Origin of the sequence: Devosia sp. BK, from assembly GCF_032907385.1 — a bacterium.
In the GTDB taxonomy this organism is placed as follows: domain Bacteria; phylum Pseudomonadota; class Alphaproteobacteria; order Rhizobiales; family Devosiaceae; genus Devosia.
The window spans coordinates 862,762-878,166 of the sequence record NZ_JAIMBX010000001.1 but is presented as its reverse complement, the minus strand read 5'-3'; the positions used below and the strand labels follow the sequence as shown (position 1 = coordinate 878,166).

The 15,405-nt window shown below is 59.1% G+C and carries 18 protein-coding genes and 1 pseudogene; 13 read left to right on the top strand and 6 right to left on the bottom strand.

Annotation, left to right across the window (positions count from 1 at the left end):
* The first annotated feature begins 17 nt into the window (after window positions 1-17).
* The 11 genes from DevBK_RS04210 to DevBK_RS04160 all read left to right on the top strand — a co-directional run bounded on the left by DevBK_RS04210 (window position 18) and on the right by DevBK_RS04160 (window position 8,914).
* Window positions 18-629 carry a DJ-1/PfpI family protein gene (locus DevBK_RS04210; RefSeq protein WP_061911298.1) on the top strand — a complete coding sequence of 204 codons (612 nt, stop codon included), beginning with the start codon at window positions 18-20 and terminating at the stop codon, window positions 627-629.
* Complete coding sequence (gene purL / locus DevBK_RS04205) at window positions 626-2,851, top strand: phosphoribosylformylglycinamidine synthase subunit PurL (protein WP_317184565.1); 2,226 nt, start codon at window positions 626-628, stop codon at window positions 2,849-2,851. Before DevBK_RS04210 ends, purL begins: the two co-directional genes overlap by 4 nt.
* 80 nt (window positions 2,852-2,931) lie before the next feature.
* Window positions 2,932-3,525, top strand: a complete 594-nt coding sequence (locus DevBK_RS04200; protein WP_317184564.1) for a hypothetical protein — start codon at window positions 2,932-2,934, stop codon at window positions 3,523-3,525.
* 88 nt (window positions 3,526-3,613) lie between these two features.
* The gene (locus DevBK_RS04195) at window positions 3,614-3,847 is read left to right on the top strand and encodes a BolA family protein (protein ID WP_061911292.1); all 234 of its coding nucleotides are present in this window, start codon (window positions 3,614-3,616) and stop codon (window positions 3,845-3,847) included.
* Window positions 3,848-3,852: 5 nt separating this feature from the next.
* Entirely contained in the window at window positions 3,853-4,167 is a 315-nt protein-coding gene (locus tag DevBK_RS04190; protein WP_317184563.1) for a DUF6665 family protein, read from the top strand.
* A 53-nt stretch (window positions 4,168-4,220) separates the two neighbouring features.
* Window positions 4,221-4,544 (top strand): HIT family protein, encoded by a 324-nt coding sequence (locus DevBK_RS04185; protein ID WP_317184562.1) that lies wholly within the window; start codon window positions 4,221-4,223, stop codon window positions 4,542-4,544.
* Window positions 4,541-5,164, top strand: a complete 624-nt coding sequence (locus DevBK_RS04180; RefSeq protein WP_410494036.1) for an HAD family hydrolase — start codon at window positions 4,541-4,543, stop codon at window positions 5,162-5,164. Before DevBK_RS04185 ends, DevBK_RS04180 begins: the two co-directional genes overlap by 4 nt.
* The gene (locus DevBK_RS04175; RefSeq protein ID WP_317184560.1) at window positions 5,164-5,724 is read left to right on the top strand and encodes a hypothetical protein; all 561 of its coding nucleotides are present in this window, start codon (window positions 5,164-5,166) and stop codon (window positions 5,722-5,724) included. Before DevBK_RS04180 ends, DevBK_RS04175 begins: the two co-directional genes overlap by 1 nt.
* Before the next feature lie 108 nt (window positions 5,725-5,832).
* A complete protein-coding gene (gene grxD / locus DevBK_RS04170) occupies window positions 5,833-6,168 on the top strand; it encodes a Grx4 family monothiol glutaredoxin (RefSeq protein WP_317184559.1) in 336 nt (111 codons plus the stop codon).
* Between the two features lie 147 nt (window positions 6,169-6,315).
* Window positions 6,316-7,536 (top strand): MFS transporter, encoded by a 1,221-nt coding sequence (locus DevBK_RS04165; RefSeq protein WP_317184558.1) that lies wholly within the window; start codon window positions 6,316-6,318, stop codon window positions 7,534-7,536.
* 121 nt (window positions 7,537-7,657) lie between these two features.
* The gene (locus DevBK_RS04160; RefSeq protein WP_317184557.1) at window positions 7,658-8,914 is read left to right on the top strand and encodes a multidrug effflux MFS transporter; all 1,257 of its coding nucleotides are present in this window, start codon (window positions 7,658-7,660) and stop codon (window positions 8,912-8,914) included.
* Window positions 8,915-8,949: 35 nt separating this feature from the next.
* On the opposite strand, the gene DevBK_RS04155 is transcribed toward DevBK_RS04160, so the two are convergent.
* The 3 genes from DevBK_RS04155 to DevBK_RS04145 are packed head-to-tail and all read right to left on the bottom strand — an operon-like array spanning window position 8,950 to window position 10,265.
* On the bottom strand, window positions 8,950-9,579 hold the full coding sequence (locus DevBK_RS04155; protein ID WP_317184556.1) for an ATP-dependent Clp protease proteolytic subunit: 630 nt from the start codon (window positions 9,577-9,579) through the stop codon (window positions 8,950-8,952).
* 45 nt (window positions 9,580-9,624) lie between these two features.
* Window positions 9,625-9,954, bottom strand: coding sequence for an SRPBCC domain-containing protein (locus DevBK_RS04150; RefSeq protein ID WP_317184555.1), 330 nt, complete (start codon window positions 9,952-9,954; stop codon window positions 9,625-9,627).
* The gene (locus DevBK_RS04145; RefSeq protein ID WP_317184554.1) at window positions 9,951-10,265 is read right to left on the bottom strand and encodes a metalloregulator ArsR/SmtB family transcription factor; all 315 of its coding nucleotides are present in this window, start codon (window positions 10,263-10,265) and stop codon (window positions 9,951-9,953) included. Before DevBK_RS04145 ends, DevBK_RS04150 begins: the two co-directional genes overlap by 4 nt.
* A gap of 105 nt (window positions 10,266-10,370) precedes the next feature.
* Between DevBK_RS04145 and DevBK_RS04140 the strand changes: the two genes are divergently transcribed.
* Window positions 10,371-11,573 carry a pyridoxal-phosphate-dependent aminotransferase family protein gene (locus DevBK_RS04140; RefSeq protein ID WP_317184553.1) on the top strand — a complete coding sequence of 401 codons (1,203 nt, stop codon included), beginning with the start codon at window positions 10,371-10,373 and terminating at the stop codon, window positions 11,571-11,573.
* Here the strand turns inward: DevBK_RS04140 and DevBK_RS04135 are convergent.
* The gene (locus DevBK_RS04135) at window positions 11,563-12,375 is read right to left on the bottom strand and encodes an inositol monophosphatase (RefSeq protein WP_317184552.1); all 813 of its coding nucleotides are present in this window, start codon (window positions 12,373-12,375) and stop codon (window positions 11,563-11,565) included. The two genes, DevBK_RS04140 and DevBK_RS04135, sit on opposite strands and share 11 nt — an antisense overlap.
* Window positions 12,372-13,235, bottom strand: coding sequence for a tRNA 2-thiocytidine(32) synthetase TtcA (ttcA, locus tag DevBK_RS04130; RefSeq protein WP_317185588.1), 864 nt, complete (start codon window positions 13,233-13,235; stop codon window positions 12,372-12,374). Before ttcA ends, DevBK_RS04135 begins: the two co-directional genes overlap by 4 nt.
* 178 nt (window positions 13,236-13,413) lie before the next feature.
* On the opposite strand from ttcA, the gene DevBK_RS04125 reads away from it, so the two are divergent.
* Complete coding sequence (locus DevBK_RS04125; RefSeq protein WP_317184551.1) at window positions 13,414-14,814, top strand: peptide transporter; 1,401 nt, start codon at window positions 13,414-13,416, stop codon at window positions 14,812-14,814.
* A gap of 46 nt (window positions 14,815-14,860) precedes the next feature.
* Here DevBK_RS04125 and DevBK_RS04120 read toward each other — a convergent pair.
* A pseudogene (locus DevBK_RS04120) lies at window positions 14,861-15,287 on the bottom strand (VOC family protein).
* Window positions 15,288-15,405: the final 118 nt, after the last annotated feature.

The following is a 15,405-nucleotide window of genomic DNA, read 5'->3' as shown; positions in this document are numbered from 1 at the left end:
ACCGCCAGGAGTGCAGCATGGTTGACGCCAATAACCCGCTTCAGGTGGGCATCGTCGTATTCCCCGAAGTCGAGGAACTGGATTTCGTCGGGCCCTGGGAGGTTTTCACAATGGCGGCCCAAGTGGGTGCGCCAGTGAACACGTTTACGGTGGCATGGTCCGACAAAGCGCTACGCTGTGCCAAGGGTCTCCGCATCGAAGCCGACTACGATTTTTCCGACGCGCCGCATGCCGATCTCGTCATCGTACCGGGCGGCAAAGGCACGCGTACTGTCATCATGGACGACGCGTTCATCGACACCCTGCGAGACTATCTGGCGGCCGCAAAATGGCAGGCCTCCGTCTGCACCGGTGCTGCGCTGCTGGGTCAGACTGGCTTTCTCGACGGAAAGCGAGCAACGACCAATCATGTGGCCCTCGACTGGGTGCGCAGCATGGCCCGTAAAGCCTACTTTACGACTGAAGAGCGCTACGTGCGCCACGGCAGCGTCGTGACCAGTGGCGGTGTATCCGCCGGCATCGACATGTCGCTGTGGTTTGTCGGTCACCTGTTCGGCCACGACATGGCCCACGAGACGCAACGCGTCATGGAATACTATCCCGAGCCCCCCTACGGAACGACCCGATGACCCTTGCCAACGACATCGCCATCACCCCGCAGCTGGTCGCCGACCATGGGCTGAAGCCGGATGAATATCAAAAGATCCTCGACCTGATCGGCCGCGAGCCGACCTATACTGAGCTCGGCATCTTCTCGGCGATGTGGAACGAGCACTGCTCCTATAAAAGCTCGAAGAAGTGGCTGCGTACGCTGCCCACCACCGGTCCGCGCGTTATCCAGGGACCGGGCGAAAATGCCGGTGTCGTCGATATCGGCGATGGACAGGCCGTTGTCTTCAAGATGGAATCGCATAACCATCCGAGCTTCATCGAACCGTATCAGGGCGCAGCGACCGGCGTCGGCGGCATTCTGCGTGACGTCTTCACTATGGGCGCCCGCCCAGTTGCGGCGATGAACGCGCTGCGCTTTGGTGCGCCCGAGCACGAAAAGACCCGACACCTCGTCAATGGCGTCGTCGCAGGCGTTGGCGGCTATGGCAATGCCTTTGGCGTGCCGACCGTGGCTGGCGAAGTCGAATTCGACGCGCGCTACAATGGCAACAACCTCGTCAATGCCTTCGCGGCCGGCTTGGCTGATACCGACAAGATCTTTTACTCCAAGGCCGAAGGCGTCGGCCTGCCTGTCGTCTATCTTGGTGCCAAAACCGGCCGCGATGGCGTCGGCGGCGCCACCATGGCCTCGGCCGAGTTCGGCGACGATATCGAGGAAAAGCGCCCGACCGTGCAGGTTGGTGACCCCTTCACCGAAAAGCGCCTGCTCGAAGCCTGTCTGGAACTAATGCAGACTGGTGCCGTGATCGCCATTCAAGACATGGGCGCTGCCGGCCTGACCTGCTCTGCCGTCGAAATGGGCGCCAAGGGCGATCTTGGCATCGAGCTTGATCTCGATAAGGTGCCGGTGCGCGAAACGGCGATGACGGCCTACGAAATGATGCTGTCGGAAAGCCAGGAGCGCATGCTTATGGTGCTGCATCCTGATAAGGAAGCAGCAGCCCGCGCCGTGTTCGAGAAGTGGGAACTGGATTTCGCCACCGTCGGCAAGACAACCGATGACCTGCGTTTCCGTGTGCTCTGGCAGGGGACGGAAGTCGCCAATCTGCCGATCAAGGAACTCGGCGACGAAGCTCCGGAATACGATCGCCCTTGGGTTGAGCCGAAAGTCCCGGCCGCACTCGCCGCCGATGACATCCCGCAAATGGACGTCGCCGATGCGCTGCTGAAGCTCGTTGGTGGCCACCAGTGCTCCTCCCGCCGCTGGGTCTACGAGCAGTATGACACCCTGATTCAAGGCAACAGCATTCAGCGCCCCGGCGGCGACGCGGGCGTGATCCGCGTGCTGGGTCACGAGACCAAGGGCCTTGCCTTCACCTCGGACGTCAATCCACGTTATTGCGAAGCCAACCCCTATGAGGGCGGCAAACAGGCCGTGGCCGAATGCTGGCGTAACCTCACCGCTACCGGTGCAGAACCGCTGGCAGCGACCGACAATCTCAATTTCGGCAATCCCGAACGCCCGGAAATCATGGGCCAGCTTGTGAAAGCTGTGGGCGGTATTGGTGATGCCTGCCGTGCACTCGACTTCCCGATCGTTTCGGGCAATGTCTCGCTCTACAACGAAACCAATGGCCGCGGCATTCTGCCGACCCCGACTATCGGTGGCGTTGGCCTCCTGCCAGATTGGCAGAAGAGCGTGCGCATTGGCTTTGCAGCTGTGAGCCAGCCAATCCTCCTCATTGGCGGCCCTGCTGAGCGTGGCACCCACCTCGGCCAGTCGATCTATCTGCGCGACCTGTTCGATCGTCGCGACGGCGAAGCTCCTCATGTCGACCTCGCCGCTGAACGCAAGACCGGGGACTTTGTCCGCAAACTCATCCGTTCGGGCGTTGTTACGGCTTGCCACGATCTCTCCGATGGCGGTCTTGGCGTTGCACTGGCTGAAATGGCCATTGCCGGCGGCATCGGTGCGACGGTGACCGATATCGAAGGTCACGATCCAATTCTCCAGTATTTTGGCGAGGACCAGGGCCGCTATCTCGTGACTCTCAATCTCGACCCGCAGGGCGAAGAGATCGCGGCACTTTGGGCCGAAGCCAAAACTCTCGGCATCGAGGCGCCTTGGATCGGCACCACGGGCGGCACCGAACTCGTTCTCGGCAAGGCCCGCGCGGTTTCGCTGGCCGAATTGACCCAGGCGCACGAAGGCTGGCTCCCCAACTATATGAACGGCTGATCTGCCTATTGAATGCGGATGCCATATGATCGCCACCCTTTGGTCCGCCAAAGGGTGGCGCGTTGTTTTTGGAGCAGGTGATGAATTCGAAGCGGCTTTTGGCGATCGTGGTCAGCATGAGCGCGGTGTCGCTGCCGGCAACGAGCTACGCCCAGACCATAAACGTCACGCGCTCGATATTCCCTGACCAGCCCTACACTCTCATCTACCCGGAAGCCATGGTGGCCACCGGCGGCGCGGGCGAACCGCTGACCATCAACCACCCGAATGCGCCCTTGCAGTGCGACCTGAGCGTCGTGCCGGTCGAAGATGCCGATTGGTCCGCTGAAGCCGCCGTCGCTGCGCTAGACGCATCTGCTATTACCGAAGCCTGGGTAGAGACATTTCCCGGCTTCACGCTCGGGGAAACCGGCACCAAGAATTATCAGGATGCCACCGCACTTTATTATGAGGGCACGAGCGAAAGCTCCTCCATGGGCGTGCCGATCACGCTGGTTCATAGCGAGACCGTGGCCCAAAGCCGCGGCTATTCGCTCGACTGTATCTACGCGACGTCAGTCGCCGAGCAGGTACGACCGGCCGTCGAATTCATCATCGCCAATTTCTCGACCCGTTCGGACGCCGATTGTTGCGTCGGCGCGACGCCCGAGACCGAACAAGCCCCGCCTCAATAGTCCGGCGATATTGAAGCCGCCCCTTCCGCATGCCATATCAAGGACATGCGCCGGCCACGGCGAACCGAAAACGACGGGGAGACTGAACATGCCAATGGACGCCCACGAGATCGAGCGCCGCATCAAGGCCGCCCTGCCCGATGCCGATATCGAGATTCGCGATCTGGCCGGCGACGGTGATCACTATGCCGCCAAGGTCGTCTCCGAAGCTTTCCGCGGCAAAAGCCGTGTCCAGCAGCATCAGCTCGTCTATGCAGCTCTTCAGGGAGACATGGGCGGCGCTCTGCACGCTCTGGCACTGCAAACCGGCATCCCCGAATAGAGCCGATGTCCGGGCTGCGCGACTCGCTTGATCTCATTCGCATGGTGCGACCGGAAGCTGGCACTGCTGCCCTCGACCACGAGATCATGGCGGAACGCGCCAATTCGATCGGCGCGGCCGAAGCGCGGGTCATCAAGAGCTTGGCCGCGCTTGAGACTGGCACCGACAAAGCCCTCTACGAAGCCCGAGACGCCGTCTGGTCTTATTTCGTTCAGCGCGAGCTCATGGGTTTTCGTCAGCACGGCGACGTCATTCGCGATCTAAGAATTCCGGCAAACGTGCTGAACGGTCTCGGCGCGACGCCCCCAAAATCTCGATGAGAGTGGCCGGTTGCCGCTTCTGTCGAGAAAATGGGCTCCTGATCGACGCGCCTTTGCTTGAGACCAAGCATTTCTATCTTCTGGCGAGCCGCGATCCAGATCTGCCCCTCGCCAGCATGATCGTGCCGCATCGGCATAGCGAAAGCCCTTTCGAGATGTCTCCTGACGAGTGGAGTGATTTCAACGCCGCGCTCGCGGCCACACGCGATCACTATGGCGACCAAAAGCCCGACGGTTTTACGCTCGGCTGGAATGTCGGATCGGTCGGTGGACAGCATGTCTTCCATACCCACCTCCATGTCATTCCACGGTTCGCGGGCGAGCCACTGGATGGCAAAGGCATCAGGAATGCGTTCAAGGAAGCGCTCAAGCGGTGACACGCTCGATCATCTTCGACGTCGATGGCGTGCTCGTTCATGGCTATCACGCGCGGCCTGATGGGAAGACGTGGGAAGAAGAGTTCCTGATCGATCTCGGCATCGACCCCGTTCGATTTCGCGACGAGTTTATCTACGACATTTTCATCAAGAAGGTGGTTGTCGGGCAAACCGCTCTCGTTGACGCCCTTGATCGGCGGCTCTCGTCATTTGGCTACAAGGGCTCAACAATCGCCTTCGCGCAGCATTGGGTGGCCCGGAACAGTCAGCCAAATGAAGATCTGCTTGAGGACATCCGTCGGCTGAAGGCAACGAAAGACATCAAGCTCTACCTCGCCACAAACCAGGATCATATGCGGGCCCAATGGCTATGGCAGACTCTTGGACTGGGCGAGTTGTTCGACGATATGTTCTATTCGGCCCGTGCCAGGGCAATGAAGCCGATGGCCGCGTTCTTTGAATTCGCTGCAGCACGAATGGGCCCGCAGACCGAAATTCCGCTGTTTTTCGACGATACGCAAAAAGTGGTAGAAGGCGCCTGCAATTTCGGTTGGGAATCGGTGCTCTTCACCAGCAACAACGACTTCCGCCTGCACCCTTGGATCAAGGACAGACTTTGATGCGCCTCAGTCAAGCTCTCGCATTGATGCCGTTCCTCTTTGCTGCGCCGGCAATGGCGCAGGAGGCTCAGTGTTTTCAGACCGACCAGTTCCTCGTCATTGCGCAAGACCGGACCGATAGTGCGGGCATGGAAATCCTCGCGCGCGCGCCTGCACGCGGTAAGATCAAATGCGAATATGTGGAGCGGGAGACGGACTTTGTCATCAATCCCCTGGGTCAGGCAGGTTGGCCCGATGGCCAGCCGCTCTGGTTTGAGGGTCTTGCAGGCAAGTACTTAGTTCTGACCCGATCGACCGGACCGGACGGCAATATCGTCATCATGGACCTCGCCGAGCACCAAACCGTTGTGGATGAAGCTGCCGACAATGAGATCACCGTCAGCGACGACGCGGTGACCTATTGGATGCGCAGCGAGCAGGGCACGGAGGACAATTGCCCGCAGTTTGAGGATTTCACCTCCAATGGGCTTGGCGCGGTTATTGCCGAAGAACAAGTGTTCGACATTGCTTCGGGCGAGGTCAAGTCGACCGGCGAAAAGCGCTGCAGCGCGACACAGTAACAATAGTGGGCGAGTTGAGGCGGTGATCTCGACACTGCCGCAGTCCTGTCCTATTTAAAGCGCGAGTTCACCCGGCCCTTGAAACCGGTTCACTGAAAGGCTCCTCCCATGACCGACATCAACGCCTTTATCGACGAGAAGGTGAAGAACAACGACGTGTTCCTCTTCATGAAGGGCACTCCAGATTTTCCGCAGTGCGGCTTCTCCGGCCAGGTCGTTCAGATTCTGAATTATCTCGGCGTCGACTACGATAGCGCTAACGTGCTCGAAAGCCCCGAACTGCGCGACGGCATCAAAGCCTATTCCAATTGGCCAACCATTCCGCAGCTTTATGTGAAGGGTGAATTTGTCGGCGGCGCCGATATTGCCCGCGAAATGTTCCAGTCCGGCGAATTGCAGACCCACATGCTGCAGGCTGGCATCCCGGTAAAGCAGAGCGCCTAAGTCGTCAGAATTGTGCTGAAAGCCCCGCCGCTGTGCGGGGCTTTTGTTTTTGTGGGCATCACCAGATCTGATCGAAGCCATTCCGCAATATCGTTTTGCGTGATGGCGGTAGCGGCGTAATCTCTGCGGACTCGCTCAGGTGCTGCCATGACCTCTCCCGCTTCCGCCCGTCCCGTCGTTCCAATGCCAGTGGTCATCATCGCTGGCTGCATCATTGCGGCGATTGGCTTTGGGACGCGCGGGGCCTTTGGACTGTTCACCCTGCCGGCGACAGAAGACCTTGGCCTCTCGCGCGAGCAATGGGCGATGGCCATGGCGGTGCAGAACCTGGTCTGGGGCATAGCACAGCCGTTCGCCGGCGGCTTTGCGGACCGCTATGGCACTGGCCGCGTCCTTGCCGTCGGCGGCCTGATCTACGCGCTCGGCGTGCTGGGCATGTCGTTTTCGACCGACGTTCTCAGTCTAACCATCACCGCCGGTCTCGTAACCGGTACGGGCATCGCTGTCGCCTCGTTCGGTGTCGTGATGGCCGCTTTCGGCCGCGTCGTTCCCGCGGAAAAGCGCAGCTTTGTCTTCGGCATTGCCACCGCTGCCTCCTCGGCTGGCCAGTTCATCTTTGCGCCGCTCGGTCAGGGCTTCATTTCTGCTTTCGGCTGGCAGATGGCGCTGGTTTGGATAGCTCTGCTCCTCCTGCTGATCATCCCACTATCCGCCGCATTGCGCGGCCGGAGCGTCAGCACACCCGGCGAAGCCGACATGCCTTTCATGCAGGCGTTGTCGCAGGCCTGGGGCCATGGATCATACAGGCTCTTGGTCATCGGCTTCTTCGTTTGCGGCTTCCATCTGGCGTTCATCAATGTCCATATGCCCGCCTATCTCGTGCAGTGCGGCCTGTCCCCGGAAGTCGGAAGCTGGACGATTGCGGTGATCGGGCTATTCAACATCGCCGGCTCGCTGCTGTCAGGCTGGTTGGGGTCGCGCCTCCCCAAACAGATCTTGCTCGCGACCATCTACTTCCTCCGCGCGATTGCGATCGCGGCGTTCCTGCTGGTCCCGGTTACGGAAGTCACTGCCTATACGTTCGCGGCAGCAATGGGTCTGCTGTGGCTCTCTACCGTGCCGCTGACGGCGGGCCTCGTTACCCTGTTCTTCGGGCCGCGCTATATGGGCATGCTCTACGGCGTCGCTTTCTTCAGCCACCAGCTCGGGTCGTTCGTCGGCGTCTGGTTGGGCGGCGTTGTCTATGACCAGACCGGATCTTATAGCCTCGTCTGGTATCTCGGTATCATTCTGGGTCTCGCATCCGCAGCGCTGCATCTGCCGATCAACGAGCGCAGCGTTTCGAGTTTCAGGACCCAACCCGCTTAACCCATAGCAACTATCGTTTTTTACCGATAAAAGCTTGCCAACCCGGCCGGACAGGTTCATGTTCCGGCCAATTATTGCGCCGCCGTCTTCTGGGCGAGCCCCTCCTTACTGAGCAATTCTCATGTCTGATCACGTTAATCGGGTGCTCTCGCGCCCGGAATTCATTGCCCTTATCGCGGCCCTCATGGCGCTGAATGCGCTCGCCGTCGACGTTATGCTTCCTGCGCTGCCCTATATGGGCGAGGCGCTCAATATCGTTAGCGAGAACGAGCGCCAGTTCGTCGTGTCGTTCTACATGCTCGGCATGGGCATCGCGCAGCTTGCCTTTGGTCCATTGACCGACCGTTTTGGCCGCCGGGCGCCGCTGCTTGCTGGCATCGGCGTCTACATCATCGCTGTGATCGCCGCAGCCTTCGCGCCAAGCTTTGCCGCGCTTCTCGCGCTCCGCTTCGTGCAGGGCATGGGTGCAGCGAGCGTGCGCGTCATCGCCACCGCCGTGGTACGGGACCGGTATCAGGGCCGCGAAATGGCCGAAGTCATGTCGCTGACCTTCATGGTCTTCATGGCTATTCCAATCGTGGCTCCCGGCATTGGTCAAATCCTGTTGCTGACCGGGCCTTGGCAGATGATCTTCATCTTCATGGGTCTGCTTGCACTGGTCTTTTGGAGCTGGACCTATTTCCGCCTGCCCGAGACACTGCCAGCTGAAAAGCGTCGCCCCCTCAGCTTTTCGGGGATCATTCAAGGCTTCAAGATCGTCGTGACCAATCGCGTGGCCTTCTCTTATGGGCTCGCGGGCACTTTCCTCTTCGGCGCGCTGTTTGGCTTCATCAGTTCGGCACAGCAGATTTATGTCGATATCTACGGCCTCGGCGTCTACTTCCCCGTGGCATTTGCTGCCGTGGCAGGCCTGATGGCGGTATCGTCCTTTACGAACTCGCGTATCGTGCGCAACCTCGGCATGCGTCGCCTCTCCCATGGAGCGATGGTGGTCTACACAATTGCATCGGCGGTTCTGTTGGCGCTCTCGCTTGCGGGATACGTGCCGTTCTGGGTGTTCTTCGGCCTCCTCTGCGTGGTCATGTTCTGCTTCGGCTGGGCTGCGTCCAACATGAATTCGCTGTCCATGGAGCCGCTGGGCGCTGTCGCCGGTACGGCAGCATCGGTCTTCGGCTTTATCCAGACCGTTGGCGGCGCACTGATCGGCAGCTATGTGGGGCAGATGTTCGATGGGACCACCGTGCCGGTGGCGGCAGGCTATTTCAGCATGGGCGTACTGGCCCTGATCTGCATTCTCGTTGCAGAGAAGGGTCGGCTGTTCGGCGTGGGTGAGCAATATAGCCACGGCGAGGCCGCGCCCATCATGGACGCGCACTAAAAACCAAGCCACCCGCAAAACGGGTGGCTTTTTTCTTACGCGGGAGAGTCTACTGGCGGGAAGGAAAGCTCGGCACGATCGGCGTAGACGTGGTCGATCAATCCCCAGGCTTTGGCATCTTCAGGAGTCATATAGCGGTCGCGCTCCAGGGCCAGCTCAACCTCCTCATATGTGCGTCCACAATGACGAGCATAGATATTATTCGTCAGGCGTTTGAGTCGCAGGCTTTCCTCTGCATGGATCAGGATGTCCGTCACCTTGCCCTGAAAACCGCCCGAGGGTTGGTGCAACATGATTGAGGTGCTGGGCAACGATGCGCGATGACCCGGCTCACCCGCAGCCAGAATGATTGTCGCGGCTGATGCTGCCATGCCCATACACAGTGTACCGACCGGTGCCTTGATAAACTGCATGGTATCGTACATCGAGAGACACGCGGTTACGACGCCACCGGGTGAATTGATATACATGTAGATCGGCTTGGTCGGCGCCTCTGCTTCCAGAAACAGCAGTTGGGCACAGATCAACGAGGCCATGTTGTCCTCGATCTGGCCATTTACGAAAATGATCCGCTCTCGGAGCAGCCGCGAATAGATGTCGAAGGCGCGTTCGCCACGACTGGATTGTTCGACGACCATAGGGACGAGTTGCATCATGTCGCGCATCGGCGACCTCCATCAGATTTTCGGTGTAATTGGTAAGGTCGGCGCTTAAGCCGCGAGCATCATGGGCTCGTTGCTGTTGTCGGCCGCCGGCATGGCCAGAGGCGCATGCGTTAGCCGGAAATAGCTGCCGCCACTATCAAGCGGACTGATCTCAAAGGTGACGACACTGTCGGATGAAGACGTGCCATCCTTCTGATCTCGCCACCGATAGGTCACGCTGTGCGGCTCATCGGTCTGGATGACCGAAATGTCCGTCTTGGACGGCAGATCGAGCCAACGTTCGAGATATTCAGGGATGGTCAGCGCCCGCCAGACCTTCTCGGGCGGTGCATCGAGCTCGGTCTCGAAGACCACTGCTTCATCCTTGTCGGTCATTGGTCCATCTCCCGCAGCAGGTCCTTGAGATTATCGATCCGGCTCGGCCAGAAATCGCGATAACGCGCGAGCCAGGCGTGTAAAGGTCCAAACCCGTCGGGATCGACGCGGTAATGAGCGAATCTCCCTTCGCGCCTTTCGCTGATCAATCCCGCACCCTTGAGAACCGCAATGTGCTGCGACATCGCCGGCTGTGAAATGGCAAAGCCATCGCGCAGATCGGTGGCTGTCAGTTCTGCTTCGGAAAGCCGCTCGAGAATTGCCCGGCGGGTTGGGTCGGCCAGCACTTTGAATATTTCAGCATCTTTCATGCAAACACATAAGCATAGACTTATGAGTCGAGCAAGTTGGTCAAGACACTTTGCGGGTCTGTCGAGGAAGTCTAGGCTAAAGCGTCTATCACTCTGGAATCTGCCATGTCAGGTCGCACCTATCTCGCCATTCCCGGTCCATCTGTCGTGCCGGAGCGTGTGCTGAACGCCATGCATCGCGCCTCGCCCAATATCTATGAAGGCGAAGTAGTTGAGATGATGGATGGCCTGATGGCCGATCTCCGGCGCGTGGCAGTCACCAGGCAGAACGCGGCAATCTATATTGCCAACGGACACGGCGCATGGGAGGCCGCGAGTGCGAACCTCTTTTCGCGTGGCGACAAGGCTCTTCTGGTCGCGACCGGACTTTTCGGCACGGGCTGGGCAAGCTCAGCCATACGAATGGGTGTGGACGTTGAGGTGATGGATTGTGGCAAGTCAGGCGCAGCCAATCCGGATTTGATCGCGGAGCGATTGCAGACCGACATATCGCACAACATCAAGGTGCTCATGGTCACGCATGTCGACACGGCCTCATCAGCGAAGAATGACATTGCCGCAATCCGCCGTGCCATTGATGCCGCCGGGCACCCTGCTCTCCTTGCCGTCGATGCCGTCGCGAGCCTCGGCTGCGACGAATTGCGCATGGACGATTGGGGCGTCGATGTCATCGTCGGCGCCAGCCAAAAGGGCCTGATGATGCCACCGGGTCTCGCCTTTCTCTGGTTTTCCGACAAGGCGCGCGAGCGATCCGCAGAGAGCGATCTCAGAACACCCTATTGGGATTGGTCACCGCGAACCGATGGCGCCGAGTTTTGGCATTATTTCGGGGGCACCGCTCCGACGCAGCACCTCTTTGGCATGCGCGAAGCACTTGATATGATTTTGAACGAAGAAGGCTTGGAGAACGTCTGGCAGCGCCACCACACGCTTGGCAGATGCGTGTGGTCGGCGCTAGACGCCTGGAGCGCTGGGCACTCCCATATCGGTCTCAATATTGCTGATCCGTCCGCCCGCGGACACTCCGTCACCGCAGCGCGCATAGGCAATGGTGGCGCCCTGAAATTGCGGCGCTGGATGGAGCAAGAAGCAGGCGTCACACTGGGCATAGGTCTCGGAATGGCTCTCTCCAGCGAGCCAGCCTATGGCGATTTCTTACGCATTGGTCACATGGGACACGTCAATGCCCATATGGTGCTTGGCGTTCTGTCCAGCATAGAAGCGGGCATGGAATCTTTGGGCATCGCGCGAGGCGTCGGCGCGATAGAGGCCGCTGCCAAAGCGTTCAGCGCAGGGGCTAGACCGTAAAGACCTCGCGGCGGAGTTCGTCCCAACTCTCCTTGCTTGGCGCAATAAGCAGCCCGCCGTCACTGTGACGTGCCTTGTATTCCGAGCCATCAAGGCGCGCGACATGGGCACCGGCTTCGCGCATCATCAGCGCGCCGGCAACGTGGTCCCACGGCATCAGCTTATTATACATGAGGAAATGGACGTGCCCGCTGGCGGCCATGCGATATTCATGGCCAGCACAGCGATAGTTTGCGAACATCTGGACCTTGGCCAGATTGGCGAGGACCTGGCTACGCACGCCCTCGGGCAGATAAGAGACCGAAGCCAGCCCGCCCATCTCGGCAAGCGGCGCAGCTTCAACAAATTTCTGCCGCACGCGGCGTCCATCCGGGAACACTTGCCAAGTGCCGCAGCCGCGCTCGGTCATCATGAAGTCGTCGCCCATTGGGTCGTAAATGACGCCGGCAACGGTCTCGCCATTTTCTACGACCGCCGCCATCACGGCAAAAAGCGGTAGGTCAGCGGCGAAATTGTAGGTGCCGTCGACTGGATCGACATAGATGACGGTGCGATCTTCAAAGTTGGTTTCGAGCAGCGCCGGATTGGCGGAAACCGCTTCCTCGCCGACAACGACAGTATTGGGCGAATGAGCATTGATCGCCGCCGTAATGACCCGCTCCGCATTCTCGTCGGCTTCGGTAACGAGATCGAACGCGTTAGTCTTGCTGCGCACCATGCCTTCGTCGAGATGCCGGAAACGCGGCATGATCTCGGCCTTGGCCGCTTCGCGCAATATTCCAGCAAGCCGTTCGATATTCATGCGTTTTCTTCCTTTGCGCTCACGGTCAGGCTGGCGAAATCAAAGAGTTTAGGATCCAGCATGTGGCTCGCATTAATATTGCCGAGCGCACGGATCATGACATCCTTGCGGCCCGGCATCCGCTTTTCGATATCGGTCAGCATGGCCTTCATCGCATTGCGCTCGAGCCCATCCTGCGAGCCACAGAGATCGCAGGGAATGATCGGGAACTGCATGGCATCGGAAAATTTCTGCAGATCTTCCTCTGCGCAATAGATCAGCGGCCGCAGCACCTGCAGATCGCCCTCGTCGTTGACGAGCTTGGCTGGCATAGCCGCCAGCTTCCCACCATGGAACATGTTCATGAAGAAGGTTTCGAGGCTGTCGTCGCGATGATGACCTAGCACCAGCGCCGTGCAGCCTTCTTCCCGCGCGATGCGGTAGAGATTGCCGCGGCGAAGGCGCGAGCAGAGCGAGCAATATGTCGCGCCCTGCGGCAGTTTGTCGGTCACAATCGAATAGGTGTCCTGATATTCGATGCGATGCTCGATCCCCAATCCCTCAAGGAATTCCGGCAGGATATGCTTGGGAAAGTTCGGCTGGCCCTGATCGAGATTGCAGGCCAAGAGCTCCACCGGCAGCAGGCCGCGCCACTTGAGATCAAGCAGCAGAGCGAGGAGGCCATAGCTGTCCTTGCCGCCCGAAAGGGCAATCAGCCATTTCTCTCCGGGCCGGACCATGCCGAATTTTTCGAGAGCCTCACGCGTGTTGCGGATGAGACGCTTCCGCAGCTTGTTGAACTCGACCGAACGCGGTGCCTTGGCGAAAATCGGATGCGCACCAGTTTCATTTTCGTCAGCCGGCGTGGTCGGGGCTTCCATCACCGCGGTCATGGCAAATCTCCCATATGAACCTTCGCCCTGCTGATACCCCCTGCAGCAGCGCAGGGAAAGCAAAAGCGACAGGCCTCAACCTTACCAAAGCTTAACTTCCTGTCCTTGTTTTATGCGTAATGCCACAGTTAGATGACACATCTTCCTGGCACCTTGGAGTCTCCCGGTGTTCCGCTCCTTTTTCCCCGTACCCAAGATATTCTTTTCGTCGGCTGCCTTGTGGCTGCTGGCCTCCGTACTGATCTGGTTTGCCGTCGGCGAACCCATCCGGTCGGTCATCAGTATTGATCGGTTCACCCACCCCCAGATCGCCTCGACGGAGACACCGGCGGCCGATCAACCGACGACGGCAGACGATCCGGTTGCGGCGCAGCCTGCGGCGGGCGCTGATCAGACCAACCCCAATGCTCCGGCGACGACAGAAAGCACCACTTCGACCTCGCAACAGGCTGCCGCTGCAGGCGCCGCCGAGTCCTCGGTTGGCAACTTCCTCAACGGGGATCGCGTCTGGCTTTATGAGTATGTGCTGCTCGTTGCATTTGCGTTCTGCGTCTTCTGGTACTTTTACAAGCGCAACGAATGGTATTGGTGGAGCGTCGTCGGGTCGACCGGCATCCTTTTGGTCATCTATTTCCAAGTGCAGGTCGAAGCGTTCGTCAACGAATGGTCTGGCGTGTTCTTCGATATGATCCAGCTGGCGTTGACCCAGCCGCGGTCGGTTTCGCCAGAGCGTTTTTACGGCGAGGTCTTCACGCTGCTGATCGTATTGATGCCAACCATCATCGTTTCAGTTTTGCTCGCCTTCTTCACCTCGCACTACGTCTTCCGTTGGCGCAAGGCGATGAACTTCTACTACATGGCGCATTGGCCAGCGATCCGCCAAACAGAAGGTGCCGCGCAACGTGTTCAGGAAGACACCATGCGTTTCGCGACCATCGTTGAGGATCTCGGCACGGCGTTCTTCAGCTCGCTGATCACGCTTGTCGTGTTTCTGCCGATGCTGTGGGGACTATCGAGCACGATCACCGAGCTGCCGTTCGTCGGTGAAGTTCCCGGCAGTCTGGTCTGGGTGGCACTTGCAGCCGCCATTATCGGCACGGTGCTGCTTGCGACCGTTGGTATCAAACTACCCGGCCTTAACTTTGCCAATCAGCGCGTTGAAGCAGCCTATCGTAAGGAACTGGTGTTTGGCGAAGATCATGCCGAGCGCGCCGATCCGCCAACGGTGAAGGAGCTCTTTGCCAATGTGCAGAAGAACTATTTTAGGCTCTATTTCCACTACACCTACTTCAACCTGGCGCGTTACGCCTACCTCAACATGGTTGGATACGTTCCGCTTCTAACCATGGCGCCGACTATTCTTGCTGGCGGCCTGACCATGGGTGTCTATCAGCAGGTACAGTTGGCTTTTGGCCAGGTTTCGTCCTCGTTCCAGTTCTTCGCTCGCGCCTGGACAACGATTGTCGAACTGCAGTCGGTCTATCTGCGTCTGCGTCTCTTCGAGAGCTTTATCCCGAAGGATCAAGAGCCGATCAAGGAAAGCGTCAGCGGCGCTGCGACTACCTGATACTCAAACAAAAGGGCCACTCCTCGGAGCGGCCCTTCGCCTTTGATCACACGGCAAAAGTGACGTGACCGTTCTCATCGATCGGCCATGCCGGGTTCCAGGCAATTTCCCAGGCGTGCCCATCCGGGTCCGCGATGTAACCGCGGAAGCCGCCATGGATTGGCGCATCGGCCTTGCGCAGAAGCGTGCCTCCGGCTGAAACAAGGGCATCCATGATCGGCTCGACATCTTCTTTGTTCGGGACATTGTGGGCTAGCGCATAGGCACCGGGACCCACCGGTAGATCCGTCAGGTTCATGTCTTCCTCCAGTGCTGACTTGAGGAAGGTACCCAGCACGAACCCGTTCATTTGGTAAAAAAACGATTTCGGGATTGTCGAAGACAGGCGTCCACCCAAAGCCTTCGCCATAGAAGCGGCGTGAGCGGGCGATGTCGGCGACGCCGAGTGCAATGACGGCGATAGACTGTTTCATCGTTCCAGGACCTTTCTGTCGCACGCGCACTATGCGCAGGCGTTCAAGGTCATGGGACTCATCGCGTAGCGAAGGCCAGGACCTGCGGTCTTAACGCAGGGGCTGGGCTAACCGCACC

Coding starts and splice junctions, on each gene's coding strand:
- DevBK_RS04210 (WP_061911298.1), top strand. CDS start 18: ATGGTTGACGCCAATAACCCGCTTCAGGTGGGCATCGTCGTATTCCCC.
- purL (WP_317184565.1), top strand. CDS start 626: ATGACCCTTGCCAACGACATCGCCATCACCCCGCAGCTGGTCGCCGAC.
- DevBK_RS04200 (WP_317184564.1), top strand. CDS start 2,932: ATGAATTCGAAGCGGCTTTTGGCGATCGTGGTCAGCATGAGCGCGGTG.
- DevBK_RS04195 (WP_061911292.1), top strand. CDS start 3,614: ATGCCAATGGACGCCCACGAGATCGAGCGCCGCATCAAGGCCGCCCTG.
- DevBK_RS04190 (WP_317184563.1), top strand. CDS start 3,853: ATGTCCGGGCTGCGCGACTCGCTTGATCTCATTCGCATGGTGCGACCG.
- DevBK_RS04175 (WP_317184560.1), top strand. CDS start 5,164: ATGCGCCTCAGTCAAGCTCTCGCATTGATGCCGTTCCTCTTTGCTGCG.
- grxD (WP_317184559.1), top strand. CDS start 5,833: ATGACCGACATCAACGCCTTTATCGACGAGAAGGTGAAGAACAACGAC.
- DevBK_RS04165 (WP_317184558.1), top strand. CDS start 6,316: ATGACCTCTCCCGCTTCCGCCCGTCCCGTCGTTCCAATGCCAGTGGTC.
- DevBK_RS04160 (WP_317184557.1), top strand. CDS start 7,658: ATGTCTGATCACGTTAATCGGGTGCTCTCGCGCCCGGAATTCATTGCC.
- DevBK_RS04155 (WP_317184556.1), bottom strand. CDS start 9,579: ATGCGCGACATGATGCAACTCGTCCCTATGGTCGTCGAACAATCCAGT.
- DevBK_RS04150 (WP_317184555.1), bottom strand. CDS start 9,954: ATGACCGACAAGGATGAAGCAGTGGTCTTCGAGACCGAGCTCGATGCA.
- DevBK_RS04145 (WP_317184554.1), bottom strand. CDS start 10,265: ATGAAAGATGCTGAAATATTCAAAGTGCTGGCCGACCCAACCCGCCGG.
- DevBK_RS04140 (WP_317184553.1), top strand. CDS start 10,371: ATGTCAGGTCGCACCTATCTCGCCATTCCCGGTCCATCTGTCGTGCCG.
- DevBK_RS04135 (WP_317184552.1), bottom strand. CDS start 12,375: ATGAATATCGAACGGCTTGCTGGAATATTGCGCGAAGCGGCCAAGGCC.
- ttcA (WP_317185588.1), bottom strand. CDS start 13,235: ATGGAAGCCCCGACCACGCCGGCTGACGAAAATGAAACTGGTGCGCAT.